Origin of the sequence: Exiguobacterium sp. s191 (assembly GCF_018618955.1) — a bacterium.
In the GTDB taxonomy this organism is placed as follows: Bacteria; Bacillota; Bacilli; order Exiguobacteriales; family Exiguobacteriaceae; genus Exiguobacterium_A; species Exiguobacterium_A abrahamii.
Genome location: NZ_JACSNC010000004.1, coordinates 62,901 through 79,268, shown reverse-complemented (window position 1 = coordinate 79,268; position 16,368 = coordinate 62,901). Strand labels below are relative to the sequence as shown.

Annotated in this window: 16 protein-coding genes; 12 read left to right on the top strand and 4 right to left on the bottom strand. The window is 45.4% G+C overall.

Features of this window, described 5'->3' with window-relative positions; translation table 11 throughout:
- Window positions 1–147 precede the first annotated feature (147 nt).
- A complete protein-coding gene (locus KNQ09_RS14980; protein WP_195865914.1) occupies window positions 148–1,428 on the top strand; it encodes an ABC transporter substrate-binding protein in 1,281 nt (426 codons plus the stop codon).
- 57 nt (window positions 1,429–1,485) lie between these two features.
- Here KNQ09_RS14980 and KNQ09_RS14975 read toward each other — a convergent pair whose 3' ends face one another.
- The gene (locus KNQ09_RS14975) at window positions 1,486–2,778 is read right to left on the bottom strand and encodes an NCS2 family permease (RefSeq protein ID WP_149426858.1); all 1,293 of its coding nucleotides are present in this window, start codon (window positions 2,776–2,778) and stop codon (window positions 1,486–1,488) included.
- Between the two features lie 197 nt (window positions 2,779–2,975).
- On the opposite strand from KNQ09_RS14975, the gene KNQ09_RS14970 reads away from it, so the two are divergent.
- The 11 genes from KNQ09_RS14970 (at window position 2,976) to KNQ09_RS14920 (ending at window position 13,886) form a co-directional block, all read left to right on the top strand.
- Window positions 2,976–4,739: a sensor histidine kinase gene (locus KNQ09_RS14970; protein WP_214858909.1), complete on the top strand. Its 1,764-nt coding sequence runs from the start codon at window positions 2,976–2,978 to the stop codon at window positions 4,737–4,739.
- Window positions 4,736–5,440: a response regulator transcription factor gene (locus KNQ09_RS14965; protein ID WP_023467243.1), complete on the top strand. Its 705-nt coding sequence runs from the start codon at window positions 4,736–4,738 to the stop codon at window positions 5,438–5,440. Before KNQ09_RS14970 ends, KNQ09_RS14965 begins: the two co-directional genes overlap by 4 nt.
- A 24-nt stretch (window positions 5,441–5,464) precedes the next feature.
- On the top strand, window positions 5,465–6,172 hold the full coding sequence (gene deoD / locus KNQ09_RS14960) for a purine-nucleoside phosphorylase (RefSeq protein WP_023467244.1): 708 nt from the start codon (window positions 5,465–5,467) through the stop codon (window positions 6,170–6,172).
- Between the two features lie 100 nt (window positions 6,173–6,272).
- Complete coding sequence (locus KNQ09_RS14955) at window positions 6,273–7,655, top strand: aldehyde dehydrogenase (protein ID WP_149426861.1); 1,383 nt, start codon at window positions 6,273–6,275, stop codon at window positions 7,653–7,655.
- Between the two features lie 62 nt (window positions 7,656–7,717).
- Window positions 7,718–8,887 carry a CDP-glycerol glycerophosphotransferase family protein gene (locus KNQ09_RS14950; protein WP_064300884.1) on the top strand — a complete coding sequence of 390 codons (1,170 nt, stop codon included), beginning with the start codon at window positions 7,718–7,720 and terminating at the stop codon, window positions 8,885–8,887.
- A gap of 16 nt (window positions 8,888–8,903) precedes the next feature.
- Window positions 8,904–9,293 (top strand): glycerol-3-phosphate cytidylyltransferase, encoded by a 390-nt coding sequence (tagD, locus tag KNQ09_RS14945; protein WP_050678243.1) that lies wholly within the window; start codon window positions 8,904–8,906, stop codon window positions 9,291–9,293.
- Window positions 9,294–9,346: 53 nt separating this feature from the next.
- Window positions 9,347–10,501: a CDP-glycerol glycerophosphotransferase family protein gene (locus KNQ09_RS14940; RefSeq protein WP_214858908.1), complete on the top strand. Its 1,155-nt coding sequence runs from the start codon at window positions 9,347–9,349 to the stop codon at window positions 10,499–10,501.
- A 160-nt stretch (window positions 10,502–10,661) separates the two neighbouring features.
- On the top strand, window positions 10,662–11,375 hold the full coding sequence (locus KNQ09_RS14935) for a Crp/Fnr family transcriptional regulator (protein WP_251138223.1): 714 nt from the start codon (window positions 10,662–10,664) through the stop codon (window positions 11,373–11,375).
- A gap of 221 nt (window positions 11,376–11,596) precedes the next feature.
- Window positions 11,597–11,710 carry a hypothetical protein gene (locus tag KNQ09_RS14930; protein ID WP_023467253.1) on the top strand — a complete coding sequence of 38 codons (114 nt, stop codon included), beginning with the start codon at window positions 11,597–11,599 and terminating at the stop codon, window positions 11,708–11,710.
- Between the two features lie 12 nt (window positions 11,711–11,722).
- Window positions 11,723–12,193, top strand: coding sequence for a cytochrome c oxidase subunit II (locus KNQ09_RS14925; protein ID WP_050678241.1), 471 nt, complete (start codon window positions 11,723–11,725; stop codon window positions 12,191–12,193).
- 1 nt (window position 12,194) lies between these two features.
- On the top strand, window positions 12,195–13,886 hold the full coding sequence (locus KNQ09_RS14920) for a b(o/a)3-type cytochrome-c oxidase subunit 1 (RefSeq protein WP_064300809.1): 1,692 nt from the start codon (window positions 12,195–12,197) through the stop codon (window positions 13,884–13,886).
- Window positions 13,887–13,976: 90 nt separating this feature from the next.
- Here KNQ09_RS14920 and KNQ09_RS14915 read toward each other — a convergent pair whose 3' ends face one another.
- Genes KNQ09_RS14915 through liaF form a run of 3 tightly spaced genes read right to left on the bottom strand, consistent with a single transcriptional unit; the run spans window position 13,977 to window position 16,344 of the window.
- Entirely contained in the window at window positions 13,977–14,606 is a 630-nt protein-coding gene (locus KNQ09_RS14915; RefSeq protein WP_023467256.1) for a response regulator, read from the bottom strand.
- A complete protein-coding gene (locus KNQ09_RS14910; protein ID WP_034785901.1) occupies window positions 14,603–15,628 on the bottom strand; it encodes a sensor histidine kinase in 1,026 nt (341 codons plus the stop codon). The genes KNQ09_RS14915 and KNQ09_RS14910 overlap by 4 nt, the downstream gene beginning before the upstream one ends.
- On the bottom strand, window positions 15,625–16,344 hold the full coding sequence (liaF, locus tag KNQ09_RS14905; RefSeq protein ID WP_029340864.1) for a cell wall-active antibiotics response protein LiaF: 720 nt from the start codon (window positions 16,342–16,344) through the stop codon (window positions 15,625–15,627). The genes KNQ09_RS14910 and liaF overlap by 4 nt, the downstream gene beginning before the upstream one ends.
- Window positions 16,345–16,368: the final 24 nt, after the last annotated feature.

Genomic DNA, 16,368 nt, shown 5'->3' with positions numbered 1-16,368 from the left:
ATACAACAATTCCGATGAAAAGACTCGGATAACGATTGTTCAATATTTTCCACCACACCGGACAACTTTCTCTCTCTTCATTGCAAGCGTTTTCATTTATTGTGAAGATGTAGCACGAAATGAAACGAAATCAGGGAGGGAATCCGAATGCGTAAAAGAAGATGGGCAGCATTACCTGTCGTCACGACGGCGATGGTCGTCGCTTTGGCAGCATGTGGTGGCGGTACATTGAATAGCGATGACTCGAAAGATAGTGGTTCAAAAGATGGTAAGACGCTCAACGTATTCCAATTCAAGGCTGAAATCGCAAAAGACATGGAAAAGATGGCAAAAGCGTATGAAAAAGAAACCGGAACGAAAGTCGTCGTGCAAACAGTCGGTGGTGGATCGGACTATGGCGCGGCTCTGAAATCACAGTTCGCTTCAGGTAATGAACCGGATGTCTTTAACAACGGTGGCTTTACGGAAGCAAAGACATGGCAGGATAAGTTAGAAGACTTGTCAGATGAAAAGTGGGTCGGTGATCTAACGGATCTATCAAAAGAGCCAATGACGATTGATGGTAAATTGTATGGTATGCCAATGAACCTTGAGGGGTATGGCTTTATCTACAATAAAGATATCTTCAAAAAAGCCGGTATCACGGAACTTCCGAAAACATTAACTGAATTGACGGAAGCTTCTAAGAAGCTGAAGGCAGACGGAGTGACGCCATTCTCGATTGGGTACGGGGAGTGGTGGATTCTCGGTAATCACTTGTTGAACATTCCGGTCGCACAGCAGGATGATCCAGATCAGTTCATCGCGGATCTCAACTCTGGAAAAGGAAAGTTCGAAGATAACAAACAGTTCAAGGATTTCATGAATCTATTTGATTTAACGATTGAGTACGGGAATAAAAATCCGTTAACGACGGATTACAACACACAAGTCTCTCAATTTGCTGAAGGTAAGACAGCGATGCTTCAACAAGGGAACTGGGCACAACAATTGATTACGGACGTCAATCCGGACATCAACATGGGCTTCATCCCGATGCCGATCAATGATGATAAAGAAAAAATGGACCGTCTTCCTGTTGGCGTACCAAACAACTGGGTCGTCAATAAGAACTCGAAGAACAAAGCAGAAGCGAAAAAATTCCTCGAGTGGATGGCGACGTCTGACACAGGAAAAGACTACATGGTCAATAAATTTAAATTCATCCCTGCCTTCAAATCAATCGAAGCGAAGGATCTAGGACCGCTTGCAGATGATATTCAAGCGTACTCGAAAGACGGAAAAACGATCTCATGGAACTGGTTCAAGTATCCGGATGGTGCTGTAAACGAGTTCGGAGCGATCATGCAAGCATATGTTGGTAAGCAAAAAACAGCTGACGAGATGCTGCAGGACTTCACGAAAACATGGGATAAAATGAAAAAATAAGAAGTGATTCAAAAAAACATGCCTGTTCCGATTAACTGACGGAACAGGCATGTTTTTTTATGATAAGAAGAATAATTGGATGAAGAAGAGAAGCGCGAACACATAGATGAGTGGATGGACACGCTCTTTTTGGATAGCTTTCATGATTGGATAGACGATGAAACCGAATGCGATACCGGTTGCGATGCTACCGGATAATGGCATGATCAAGATGACGAGGAAAGCCGTGAAAGCTTCGCTGAAATCATCCCATGGAATCTGTTTGATGTTTTGAATCATGAAGGCACCGACTAAAATCAATGCTGGCGCAGTAATCGCAGGGACGCTCGAAATCGATTGAACGAACGGTCCAAAGACGGCAGATAATGCGAATAGAATCCCGACCGTCACGGATGTGAGTCCAGTCCGTCCACCAGCAGCGACACCCGCTGCAGATTCTACGTAAGCGGTTGTGGGACTTGTTCCGAACAATGAACCAGCGACCATCGCAGTCGAATCAGATAATAGGGCACGTTCGCTGTTTTTCAATGATCCATCTTCTTCAATCAATCCAGCCTGTTCTCCGACAGCGACCATCGTACCTGTCGTATCAAACATCGTCACGAGAACGAAGGAGAGGACACCGCTGAACAGACCGTATTGGAACACGTCTTGAATGGCGTTGAACGGATTCGTGATGATCAATCCTTCTGGTAAAGTCGGTAACGCAACGAAGGAATCGGAAAACTTCAATTCACCTGTCAGGAATGCAATCAATCCAGAGAGGATCATGGCATATAAAATAGCACCTGGTACACGTTTGATCGTCAAGATGGCTGCAACTAATAGTCCGATGAGTGTGATCAATGCTTCTGGTGACGTCAATGCGCCAATCGTGACGAGTGTATCTTCACTAGCGATGAGAATTCCTGACATCTTGAGACCGAGTGAAGCAATGAAAAGACCGATTCCACCTGTGATCGCAAGCTTTAATGTCATCGGAATGATTTCAATCAGCTTCGTACGGATTGGTGAGAGTGATAACAATAAGAAAATGACACCAGCAACGAAGACAACTGAGAGTGCTGTCTGATATGGAATCTTCTCACCAACGACAAGTGTATAAGTAAAATACGCATTGAGTCCCATTCCGGGTGCGACTGCGATTGGTAGATTCGCATAAAGCCCCATCAGGAGCGTACCGATCAATGTCGCGATGATCGTCGCAGAAAATGCTTGGGCTTGGGGGATACCGGCATCTGCTAAAATCGTCGGATTGACGAGCAGAATATATGCCATCGTAATGAACGTCACGAATCCAGCTTGGATTTCACGTTTTACGGTTGTTTGATGTGCGGCAAGTTTAAACATGGGTAAAAGGACCACCTTCATAACAAATTGATTAAAAAACGAACATTGATGATATTATAGTAAAATTCATTCGGAATCAAGTCGAAACAAAAAAGAATTTTTTATAGGAATCATGAAAGAGAATATCAGGAAATGATGTAAGCGGATTCAAGGTTATGATACGATTGATTACAAGAAAAAGGATGGGGGCGCCTTTCATGAAAAGTATCCGGACACGTTTGATTCGTCTCGTCGTCCTAGCGATCTTGATTCCGACAGCCCTCGCGACATCGATCTCCTACTTGTATGTACGGCACCAAAACATTGAACAGGCAGAACGTTCTAGCCTGAACGTGTTGACGCGAGGAAATACACAGGTGACCCATTACATAGAGGATATCCGCCGTCTCTCGACAAGTCTGTATGCGAATCGTTCGTTGATGAACATCATGCGCGTCGGAGCAGATCAGGAATTAGACGAATCTGATGGAGTCGTTTCGCGGGCGATGTTAGGTCTGTTTTTATCACGTCAGGATATCGAGCAGTTACATTTCGTCATCTTAAATGGTTATTCGGAGTATTCGGTCTACAACATGAAAACGACGAGTCGGGGAACGTTTGATTGGATGCAAGAAACGGATTATTTTCGATTGATGAAACAAAAAAGTGGCTGGTTGATTGACGGAGCGCACACGATTGAACCATACAATGTGCACACGATGATTCTTGATGAGAAACAAGTCGTTAGTTTTCGTTATCGCATCGATCGTGTCGAAACAGATGAGCCACTCGGCTTCCTTTCAGTGGATATTCCAGTCCGTGTATTCGAACAACAATTGAAACTGTTCGAGAATGATCCGGAAGAGTCGTTATGGTTGATGACAGAACAGCGTGTATTGGCACAGACTGGAGCAGAGATGGAACTACCGGTCGATCGATTCACTGGGCAGAGTGGGAGTTTACGTGTCGGAAAATCGTTCATCGTCTACTCAAAGACGATGACGAATGGTGTTCCACTCATACTCGTCAAACGGATTCCGTATGCGTCAGTCATCCAAGGGGCGAATGAAACGGCATTGATTCTTGTTTTGATCGGTCTCGTCTCACTGTTCGTCATGATCATTGCCGCAAGTCTCGTTGCCATGCAGATCACGAAACCAATCAAACAGTTGACAGCAAACGTCTGGCGAGTCGAACAAGGGGTTTTATCAGCACCATTCGTTGCGACGACGAATGACGAGATTGGATTACTCAACCGTCAGTTCCAACGCATGATTCAACGGATTGATCGTTTAATCAAACGGGAGTATCGACTGGCACTTGAAAACCGGACGAATGAGCTACGGGCATTACAATCTCAGCTCAATCCGCACTTCTTATTCAATGCCTTACAATCGATCGGAACGACGACGTTACAAGGAGACCGGAAGATCGCGTACCGCTCAATCACCGGATTATCACAAATGATGCGCTACTCGATGAATAATGAGCAGACGATCGTAACCCTAAAACAAGAAGTCGATCATCTTCAAGCGTATATTCGTTTGCAACAGCAACGTTTTCCGGAACGGTTCCGTTATATCGTTGACGTCCCGTGGCATCTCAATGACATTGAAGTGCCGAAGATGATCTTGCAACCGTTCGCTGAAAATTACTTCAAACACGGCTTTCGACAGCAATTAGCAGCGACGGAGAACTATCTTGCTTACAAAGTCCGGACGGATGGCGGACGCCTCATTATTCAAATCGAGAATAGCGGTGCCGTCCTCGAAACAGGACGACTTGAAGAGATTGATCGTAAAATGCGCATGCATCGTAGCCCAGAAGATCTCGAGACGAGCGGCATTGGTCTCCATAATATTTATGAACGACTCTTGATTTTTTACGGGGAGCAAGCAAATATGACGCTCTCTTCTTCAGCGGTAGAGGGAGGATTCAAAATCGTGATTCGAATTCCATATGAGAAGGGGGACTTGGCATGAACGTGTTGATCGTAGACGATGAACGACATGTACGGGAAGCGGTCAAATTGCTCGGAGAATGGGACAGTTGGCAGGTCTCACATATTTACGAGGCGGAACATGGGGAAGAAGCGAAACGATTACTGGATACCGGAACGATCGATTTAATGCTGACAGATGTCGAAATGCCTGGACTCGACGGATTAACATTACTAGAATGGACAAAAAATCATCATCCAAAGGTCGTCACGATCGTGCTGACAGGGTATGATGATTATACGTATATGCGACGTGCCATTTTGCATCAATCCTTTGATTATTTATTGAAGCCGGTTGATCCAGATGTACTCAATGATGCCTTGTCCCGCGCGATGGAATGTATCCATCCGGTAGTGGAATCAGGAGAAGCGATTGATCAAATCGCCAAATACATCGAAACGCATTATGCGGAAGAATTGACACTGCAATTCATGAGCGAACGGTTTTACTTGAGCCGAGAGTATATATCACGACGCTTCAAACAGCGTTTTTCCGTTAACTTATCTGATTACATCCAAACGATTCGCTTGAATCGGGCGAAGGAATTATTGAGTGAGACGGAAGCGCGCATTTACGAAATCGCACTTGAAGTCGGATATCAGGACGATAAGTATTTTCGGAAAGTGTTCAAAAAACAATTCGGTATGACACCGAATGAGTTTCGTGAATTGTTGTCGATTTAAACGACTATCGAGGAGGAATCGTACATGAGTGTACACATTAATGCAGCTGAAGGACAAATCGCCGAAACGGTCTTACTCCCAGGAGATCCGTTACGTGCTAAATACATCGCTGAGACGTTTTTAGAGGACGTCGTCCTTTATAACGAAGTTCGAGGCATGTATGGCTTCACAGGTACTTATAAAGGGAAAAAAGTTTCGGTTCAAGGAACAGGTATGGGTGTACCATCGATGTCGATCTATGCGAACGAACTCGTTCAGTCATACGGTGCGAAGAACTTGATCCGTGTCGGAACTGCCGGTGGGATCACGCCAGACGTTAAAGTTCGTGACGTCGTCATCGCGATGAGTGCTTCGCATGACATGGCACAGAACCGTGTCCGTTTTAATGGACTAGACTACGCACCGACAGCCTCTTTTGATCTGCTGCATAAAGCATATACAGCAGCTAAAGAACAAGGTATCGATGCAAAAGTCGGTCAAATCTTCACGACGGATCAGTTCTATCAAGATGATTTCCATCACTTCAAAAAATGGGCGGATTTCGGATGTCTCGCAATCGAGATGGAAGCGGCAGGTCTTTACACACTTGCAGCAAAACATAAAGTAAACGCACTGACGATCCTGACGATTTCAGATCATCTGTTGACAGGTGAAGAAACGACATCGGAAGAGCGCCAGACGACATTCAACGATATGATGAAAGTCGCGCTTGAAACAGCGATTCAATTATAAGAAGTAAGACGGAGAAGCCTCTCCGTCTTTTTTCATAGTCGAAAAGAGATATGGTAAGATAAAGGCAGTGTTATAGATCAGTTAAAGGGGAGATTCTCGGATGGAGACAACGATGACAGAGACAGTGCTTTCAGAGCGCCTTGAGACACAGCGTCACTTTTTCCAAACAGGTGCAACACGTAGTCTAGCTTTTCGCTTAAGCATGCTGACGTTCTTACGCCAAGCGATTGAAACGCATGAAGCAGCGATCTATGAGGCATTAAAACAAGATCTCAATAAAGGACAGCATGATGCTTTTACGACGGAAATCGGTTTCGTTTATGGAGAGATTCAACGGATGGAGCGACAACTCCGTCGACTGGCACGCCCGAAGCGTGTCGCAACACCGCTTCTGCACATCGGCTCAAAAAGCGAAATCCAGTACGAACCCTATGGCAACGTTCTTGTCATCGCGCCATGGAACTATCCTTTCCAGCTGGCACTTGCTCCGGTCATTGGTGCGATTGCAGCGGGGAATACGGTCGTCCTTAAACCATCCGAGCTGACACCGAACGTCTCTCGTGTATTACGAGAAGTTTTTGAAACGGCATTCCATGAACGATTCGGAATCGTCATAGAAGGAGATGCTGAAGTCAGTAGCGCTTTATTAAACGAACGCTTTGATTATATCTTCTTTACGGGTTCCACACGCGTCGGAAAAATCGTGCATCAGGCTGCGGCGAAGCATTTAACACCGGTCACCCTTGAACTGGGTGGGAAATCACCGACGATCGTTCACAAGGATGCGGATCTTCGTCTAGCAGCGAAGCGGATCGCATGGGGAAAATGGCTGAATGCTGGACAAACATGTATTGCCCCGGATTACGTATTGATTCATGAAGACGTCAAAGAACGTTTCTTGCAGTTGATTGAAGAAGAAGCCTTCAAACAGTACGGGAATGGCGTCGGCGTCTCATCCTACGTCAAAATCGTATCGGACGATCATTTGAATCGCCTTAGCAGTTACTTGTCGCAAGGGACGATCGAATTCGGTGGACAAGTCGATCCGGAAACGCGTAAGATGGCGCCGACCGTCATGACGAATGTAGCGGTGGATGCTCCATTGATGCAAGACGAAATCTTCGGACCGATCCTGCCAGTGTTGACCTACCGTGAAATCGAAGAGGTCATCGCGTTCGTCAATGATCGTGACAAACCGCTTGCACTTTATCTGTTCACAGAGAACAAAGCCGTCGAACATCGTATCCTTGAACGGATTTCATTCGGTGGCGGATGTGTCAATGACACATTGATGCACGTCGCACAGCATCATCTACCATTTGGTGGAGTCGGGGCGAGTGGTATGGGTGGATATCATGGCAAGTATAGTTTCGAGACGTTCAGCCATCGTAAAGGAATCGTCAAAAACACGACGGCGTTCGATTTACCTTTCCGCTACATGCGAACAAATAGCAATTCCAAATGGATGCGCTTTTTGTTATGATGAGCTGTGATTAATTGACTTAAGAAGGAGCTCTTCACTTGAAAGATCAAGTAAAACAGTGGATGAAACGAACAGGCTTGATTGAACGCAGTCTGCGAACCATCATGAAAGTCTTTACGTGGTTGCCACAAAAATCAAATCGAGTCCTTTTCGAGAGTTTTCTCGGAAAGCAATATAGTGACAGTCCGCGTGCCATCTACGAATTGATGCGTACGATGCATCCGGAATGTGAGTTGATTTTTAGTAAACAACGAGGTGTTACGTTTCCACGAGACGTCAAGACGGTAGATCGGTTGACGTTTCGCTGGATTTATTTGCTCGCGACGTCACGGGTCTGGGTATCAAATAGTCGGTTACCGGGTTGGTTGATCAAACCGAAAAAAACGTATTATCTCCAAACATGGCACGGCACACCGCTCAAAAAGCTCGCGCTTGATATGGATGATGTCCAAATGGCGAATACGACGACGGAGCGGTACAAGCAAGGATTTAAGCAAGAGACTGCAAAATGGTCCGGCTTAATTTCCCCGAATGCCTACTCTAGTTCAATCTTTCGGCGAGCATTTGCTTTTGAAGGTGAGATGCTAGAAATTGGATACCCTCGAAATGATATATTTTATCAAGAGGCACGGCATGCTAAAATCAAAGAAACGGTTTATCGCCACTATGAGATTGATTCTTCGAAAAAAGTCTTGCTGTATGCACCTACTTGGCGAGATAATGCGTTCGAAGGTCAAGGGAAATATTCATTTGAGCTGCCCTTTTCGTTAGAGGAATTTGAAAAGCGATTCGGGGATGAATATGTCCTGCTTATTCGAATGCACTATTTAGTCGGAAGTCGTCTCGACGTCACTGCTTATCCATCCGTTCGAAATGCATCGAACTACCCGGATATCGCGGAGCTCTATATGGCGTCAGACGCTTTGATCACGGATTATTCTTCTGTCATGTTCGATTTTGCGCATTTATCGCGTCCGATTTTATTCTATACGTATGACTTAGAACATTATCGCGATCAGTTGCGCGGATTTTACTTCGATTTTGAACAGGAGGCACCGGGACCATTATTATCCACTGAGACAGCACTATTTGAAGAACTCAATCAGTTGGATGATTGGCACACACGGTATGCGTCAGCATTCCGAGCGTTCCAAGAGACGTATTGTCAATGGGATGATGGGCAGGCTTCAGAACGGGCGATGAAGACGATCATAAAGAGAATTTACGGATAAAAGGGAGAGCAAAATCATGAAGAAGGTTATTACGTACGGAACATTTGATTTATTGCACTGGGGTCATATCAACATCTTAAAACGTGCCAAAGAGATGGGCGATTACCTCATCGTCGCGATTTCGACAGACGAATTCAATCGTTTAAAACATAAACAGTCTTACCATAACTTTGAGAATCGGAAGATGATCCTTGAAGCCATCCGTTATGTGGATGAAGTTATTCCAGAAAACAGCTGGGATCAAAAAGTAGAAGATGTGAAAAAACATGATGTTGATCTCTTCGTCATGGGTGACGACTGGAAAGGCGAGTTCGACTTCTTGAAGGAGCACTGTGAAGTCGTTTACCTCAGTCGGACTGAAGGCATCTCTACAAGCCAGATTAAAACGGAATTAGCTTCGAAGTGATTGAAGAGGAGACCACACGATCGACGTGCGGTCTTTCTTCGTAGAAGGGCAGGATGAAAGTGGTTAGAGAAGGTATCGTATGGGTCTATTTATTGTTGTTTCGTATTTGTTATGGTGTCTTTCGATGGCTACCGCTTCGACCAGTCACTTTGTTTTGGATGACGTATGGTGATAACGCGAAACCTGTTAATGATCGCTTAGCGCAGGAATTGCCAAGTGAGAAACGGTATCTGGTATATGATCATCATTTCATGAAGCAGCCGGATCTGTGGAAGTCAGATCGGACTCTTCGCTTTCGTCGTTTACGATTCGTCCGATTGGCGTATTTGCTTGCGACCTCCCGGACGGTCTTCGTCGATAATTATGTCGCCGAATTCAGTGTCGCAACAACGCGACGAGGAACACGACGTATCCAGCTATGGCATGCGGCAGGAACATTAAAGCAGTTTGGACTGACCTCCTCCAAAAGTCTGTTCGTATCAGAACGAGTACGAAATCGTTTTCGACGTGTTTATCAGGAATATGGTGATTTCATCGTACCAGGGATGCGCTGTGCGACACAGTTCATGGCACCACACGACTTAAAACGGTCTCACTTTAAACCATTCGGCATGCCGCGAACGGACTATTGGTTTGATGAGAAGCAACGAAAGCAGAAAACATTGGAATTAAGAAAACAATATGTAAAGACTGATCGTCGAATATTATTGTATGCACCGACATACCGGGAATACAAAGGAACAGAAGATCATACGATTCAACAGTTCGAACAACTTGCTCAAGCGGGATGGACGATTCTCGTTAAATTACATCCAACGATTCGGTCTCTTTCTACCTATCGTTCTAGCCATATCCATCTTTTGGACGATACGTATCAGATCAATGATTACTTGCTGATCACAGATGTGCTCGTAACTGATTATTCTTCGATTCCATTTGAAAGCTGTCTCCTCAACATTCCGGCGTTCTTGTATACACCGGACATCGACACATACCGACAACTACCAGGGCTCGTGGATCAGTATCCGAAACCGCTACCTGTCCGACAGACAGAACGGATGGAGCAGTTGATGGAGTGGATCACGTCTGATGTGATACTTGAAGAATGTCGTCAACACATGCAGAAGTTCCAACAGAGCTGGTATGATCAGACACCGGGTCAAGCAGTCAATCGAATTGTTCATCATTACTATGGTATAAATCCATGACATCACTCCTGACGATTTCTTTTGTATTCTTAAAAGTAGTCGTCAGGTCATTTTAAAAATAGTAATGTGAAATGTTGAACAAAGTTTGACAATCTTTTGAAAATCCATTCTTTTCGACTGTGATGTTCTATACTAAAAGCAGAAGAAGAGGAGAGGAGAAATGGATATGCTAACTTGTGGAACGACTGAAGCCAATACGTTCGTCTTATCACCCGAAACGCGAACGTTGCTTGAGAGCTTCATGACAGAAACGACGTTCAAAAAGGATTCCATTGTCTGTTGGGAAGGGGAAATGAACGATAAGTTGTTTTATGTGAAACAAGGAGGCGTCAAACTATCGAAGTTGACGAAAAAAGGCAGTCCATTACTCATGTTTTTATATTTCAAAGGAGATTTGTTTGGCGAATTTGATGTAGGAGAAGCTTTTCCGAGTTCCTACAGTATTGAAACGATGGAAGATAGCATCATCGGATTCTTATCGAAAAACCAATTAGAAGAGCTTATGAAAAAAGACGGTGCCTTTGCGCTTGAGATCATGCGATGGCAGGCATTAATGCGGAAGCAAACGGAAACAAAATTACGTGACTTACTACTGTTTGGAAAACCAGGGGCATTAGCTTCGACGTTACTTCGCTTGATTGCGATGGAAGGGGAACAAGTGGGAGAAACGTATCGTCTTGCGAAGCGACCATCCGACGGTGAGTTTGGTCAATTGATTGGTGCACCACGTGAAACCGTTAATCGTATGTTTTCTCAGTGGAAAAAAGAAGGGGTCATTTCGATGACAGCAAAAGAAATCACCATTCACGATCCGCAATATCTACGGGATCTGTGTCATTGTGAAGGATGTCCAGCAGGTGTTTGTCGAATTTAATAAAATGTATGAATCATCCCGACGCGAAACAGGACTTTCCTGTCTCGCGTTATTTTTATGTATAAAAGTTTTTTCTACGCTCGTTTAGATGTGAACTTTCTGTGTGTTTTCGAAATGAAAAGTGCGGAATATTCATATTTAAAGTGATATTTATCACAGTTTCCAGACTTGCTGAATTCTTACAATAAAGACAAGTTCAGAGTAGGAAAGGAGTAATCACGATGAGCCAAAAGACAGAATCGAATCTAAAAGGAACATTTGTTGCCGTCCTGATCGTAGCAGGTGTCATCATCGGGATGTGGAGTTCAATCTTTCTATTGTTCATATCACGTTAAGGGGGAATCACGATGCACATTCATCGTTTAGAAAAAATTTGGCTGATCTTCGGAGTAGCGATGCTAGCGGTCTTCTTGACCATTATCGGTGTATCCGCTTTTGCATCCGGAAATCAACCACCATCTGATGCGACATTGATTGATCCGACAAAAGTCGATCAAACGAAACCGTTTGATAAGCCAGGACTAAAAAAGATTGATGATGACCGATACGAAGCGGTCATCGTTTCACAAGCTTTTCAGTTTACACCAAAAGATATGGTCATACCTAAAGGGGCGACAGTCGATTTTCTCGTGACATCGAAGGACGTCGTTCATGGATTTGAAATCGTTAAGACGAACGTCAACATGATGGTCGTTCCCGGACATATTAATTCGATTGAGTATACGTTCAAGGAAGCAGGCGAATATCTCGTCGTCTGTAATGAATATTGTGGTAATGCCCATCATATGATGGCAACGAAAATCAAGGTGGTGGAATAAGATGAATGCTATATCAAATAAACTAAGACAGTTCGAGATGGAGCGTGGTCTACCCGCTACCGTCATCGGAGTCAAGGAAGCGAAACTGGCCTTTGCACATGTTAGTTTTTCACTTGTCGCCTTATTGATCGGTGGTCTATGTGGATTACTACAAACGATGGTACGGACAGGTGCCATTCCAGAAATCGCTGGAATCGGATACTATGAGCTTCTGACTGCTCACGGATTGATGCTTGCAATCGTCTTTACGACGTTATTCATTTTCGGATTATTGTTCTCATTTTTAGGTCAATCGTTCGGACGCTTCGAAGAGTTTCCGCGACGTCTCGGATGGGTCGGGTTCTGGTTCATGATTCTTGGTGTCGTCCTCGTCACGTGGATGGTGCTTGCAGGTGAAGCTTCCGTCCTCTATACGTTCTATGCACCACTCAAGGCACATCCTGTATTTTATATCGGACTCGTCATCTTCGTCGTCGGAACGTGGATCGCGTCTGGTGCCATGTTCCGAATGTATGCTGATTATAAGCGGGAACACCCTGGTGTTCATCCACCGCTTCAAGCCTACATGAGCATCATGACTGCCTTGTTATGGGTGGTTGCGACACTCGGCGTAGCGGCAACGATTCTCTTTCAACTCCTTCCTTTATCTCTTGGTTGGACGGATAAGGTCGGGATCGAACTATCTCGGACGCTATTTTGGTACTTTGGTCACCCACTCGTCTATTTTTGGTTATTACCTGCTTATATCGTTTGGTATACGGTCATTCCGAAAATTGTTGGGGGGAAGATTTTTTCTGATGCGTTAGCACGTATGTCGTTCTTGTTATTCCTACTCTTTTCATTCCCTGTTGGTTTTCACCATCAATTGTTAGAGCCGGGGATTTCTGCATTTTGGAAGTATGTCCAAGTCGTCTTGACATTCCTCGTCATCATTCCATCATTGATGACTGCTTTCTCGATGTTTGCGACTTTTGAGTTGGCGGGTCGCCGGAAGGGGGCAACTGGCATATTTGGTTGGGTGAAGAAAATGCCATATCGGGATGTCCGGTTCCTTGCACCGTTCATCGGGATGTTGTTCTTCATTCCAGCAGGTGCAGGTGGTGTCATTAATGCATCGCATCAGCTGAACATCATCGTTCACAACACATTGTGGGTCACGGGACACTTTCATATCACGGTCGGTGCTGCTGTCGCACTGACGTTCTTCGGAACAGCCTACTGGCTTGTCCCGCTCTTACGTGGTCGGACGTTAACAGCGGCAATGAATCGTCTCGGGCTTATTCAAACGGCTGCCTGGACGATCGGAATGCTCTTCATGTCGACGGCGATGCACATCTCAGGACTACTCGGTAATCCACGACGGACGGGTCCAGCCGCCTACTTCAAGGATTCCATCGTCGCTGACTGGATTCCATATCATGTCGCAATGGCGATCGGCGGAACGATTTTATTCATCTCGATTCTGCTATTCCTCTATGCGATGTTCCAACTTGCCTTCCGCACGCCAAAAGGAACGGAAGAATTTCCGATTGCTGAAACGGAAGAAGAGGCGATGGCAACGCCACTCTTCTTTGAAAATTGGAAGTTATGGATTTTCGTAACGTTCGCTTTGATTGCGTTTGCGTATACGGTGCCGATTTGGCATATGATTGAAAATGCCCCTCCAGGCGCTCCCGGATGGAGACTCTGGTAAGATAGTGAATAACCCCAAATCGTCTCTGAATAGGAGACGATTTGGGGTTATTGGCGTGAGCTTAAGGAATAAGTAATGAAGGGCTAAATCTTATTTGACGAGATTATGCTTGAAGGCATAGACAACCGCTTGCGTACGATCCACGACATCGAGTTTCGATAAGATGTTCGAGACGTGTGTCTTAACGGTTTTTAAAGAAATGAATAATTCGTCTGCGATTTCTTGGTTCGCCATACCACGAGCCATCAATTGAAGAACTTCCTGCTCACGTTCCGTCAAATCATCATGCAAGTGTGTCGTAGGACGACGAAGACGTTCCATCATTTTACCGGTCACTTGTGCTGCCATGACGGATTGACCGTTTGCCGTCTTGCGGATCGCTTCTGCGATGTCAAAGGCGCTAGCGGTCTTTAAAACATAACTCATCGCACCCGCTTCAATGACAGGATAGACTTTCTCGTCATCAAGAAAACTCGTCACGACGAGAATTTTTGCTTCCGGCCAGTCTTTGCGGATCAGTCGCGTTCCTTCGACGCCATCAACTGGCTCCATTACTAAATCCATCAAGATGACATCCGGTCGGTGTTCAAGCGCAAGCAAGGCTCCTGCTTGACCATCCGACGCTTCGGCGACGACCTCGATGTCTGGTTGTGTGGAAAGGAAAGCAGACACACCGGCCCGGACCATCTCGTGGTCATCTACTAATAATACGCGTATCATACTTGCACCATCCGATCTTTTCTAAGTTTGACTTCGATTTGGGTTCCTTGTCCCGGAACGCTGACGAGACGAATCGTTCCGCCCATCTCAGCCGTCCGTTCCCGCATCGAATTAATGCCATAAGAGGCAAGTTTTTTTTCATCAACGACGAATCCAACACCATCATCATTCATGCTCAGAATGATCGTTTCGTTGAATTGTCGGAGTTCGATATCCATATGAGACGCTTTCGCGTGACGTAATGCATTCGTCAATCCTTCTTGAACGATCCGGAATAACTCGTTTTCAATTTGTCGTGGAAGTGACATCTCTTCTAACTTCCAACTCAATTGTGTGGACTGCTTTCTAGATAATTCTTCGAGCAGTTGAGAAAGTCCTTGTTGTAACGTCATTCCTTCGAGTTCGACAGGGCGAAGCTGAAGTAAGAGGGAGCGCATTTCAGACTGCGCCGTTTGCGCCATCGTCTCGACCATCTCAATCTGTTTGGCAGCAGCTTCAGGTTGAGACAGAATCGTCTGTTTAGCTGCTGTCGTCATCATGGAGATGGCATAGAGCTGTTGCGAAACGGAATCGTGTAAATCACGTGCGAGTCGTTTTCGTTCTTCCGTGACGGCTTGAACTCTTACTTGTTCAACATGTTGCGGACGTGTACTGATTTTTTGGACAGTCTCGACTTGTTCGTCGATACGTTTTCCAATCCGCGACAAGCGTGTCAACGTATGAAAGTAGGGACCCGGAACGATCGTCACATCTTTTCCTTGCTCGAGTTCAATGATGGCAGTCGTGACACGTTTGAAGTCACGTCGCAAGAAAAAGTAATGCATGCTACCGATGGCAAGCGGTAGTAATAACGAGAGTCCGATGACGAGTAGAAGGACAGGGAAATCTTGTTGACGGACGAATAGGACATGCCAATCGACTTGTCGTGTACTTAAGAATAACAACGTTGTCATGACAGCCGTCAAAAAGCCCGTCATGACTTGGAGGGCAATGACACCAAGCGGGAATTGATCACGCTTCATATCGAAGACACCTCCACGTTGCCAATACCGAGCATGACATGAATGCGAACCTTCCGCGTTGCTTCACCGTATTCCGGTGCCCGGAATTGAATGCGTCGATTAAAGAAGGTCGGAATCCGGCGGATGTCCGTCTTGACGCTTCCGAAGCCGATTGACGTGTCGAGTGTATAGTCGTAGCCGGACGGTAAAAGAATTCGGACGTCCCCGACGACACCACTGACGACGATCAAGGTCTCACCTTCCGGGACGTAAGCGTGCGTCAAATCGATTTCTAAATCCTTGACGATGAACTGTTCACTCAAATCCTGTAAGACGTACGGTGCATCGGCTTGAGTCGAGAAGGAGTAAGCGGGTTGAATCTTGATCCCTTCCTCTTCATATTGATGCGGAGCAATCCGTGAAAATAAAAATTCGCGGACAGAATGTCGTGTCACGAGAATGATCCCAAGATAGAGCAAGATACCAGCAATGACAAAACCGATGGCAGCCGAACTAAGGACGACGCCAGCAAGAATGATCGTACCGACGATGTAGAAGAGGATTGCTAATTTTTCATGATTGCGTCGTCGGAAATGAATCCCGACATAATACAGCAGGAACGGAAATAAGACACCAAACAATACATTTCCTGCACCGGACAATAGGTCATAGAACAGACCGAGGGCGAACAGGATCGATACGTAACCGACCAGTTGTTTCGTACTTAATCGTCGCACGATCAATCTCCTTTCTAACATGAC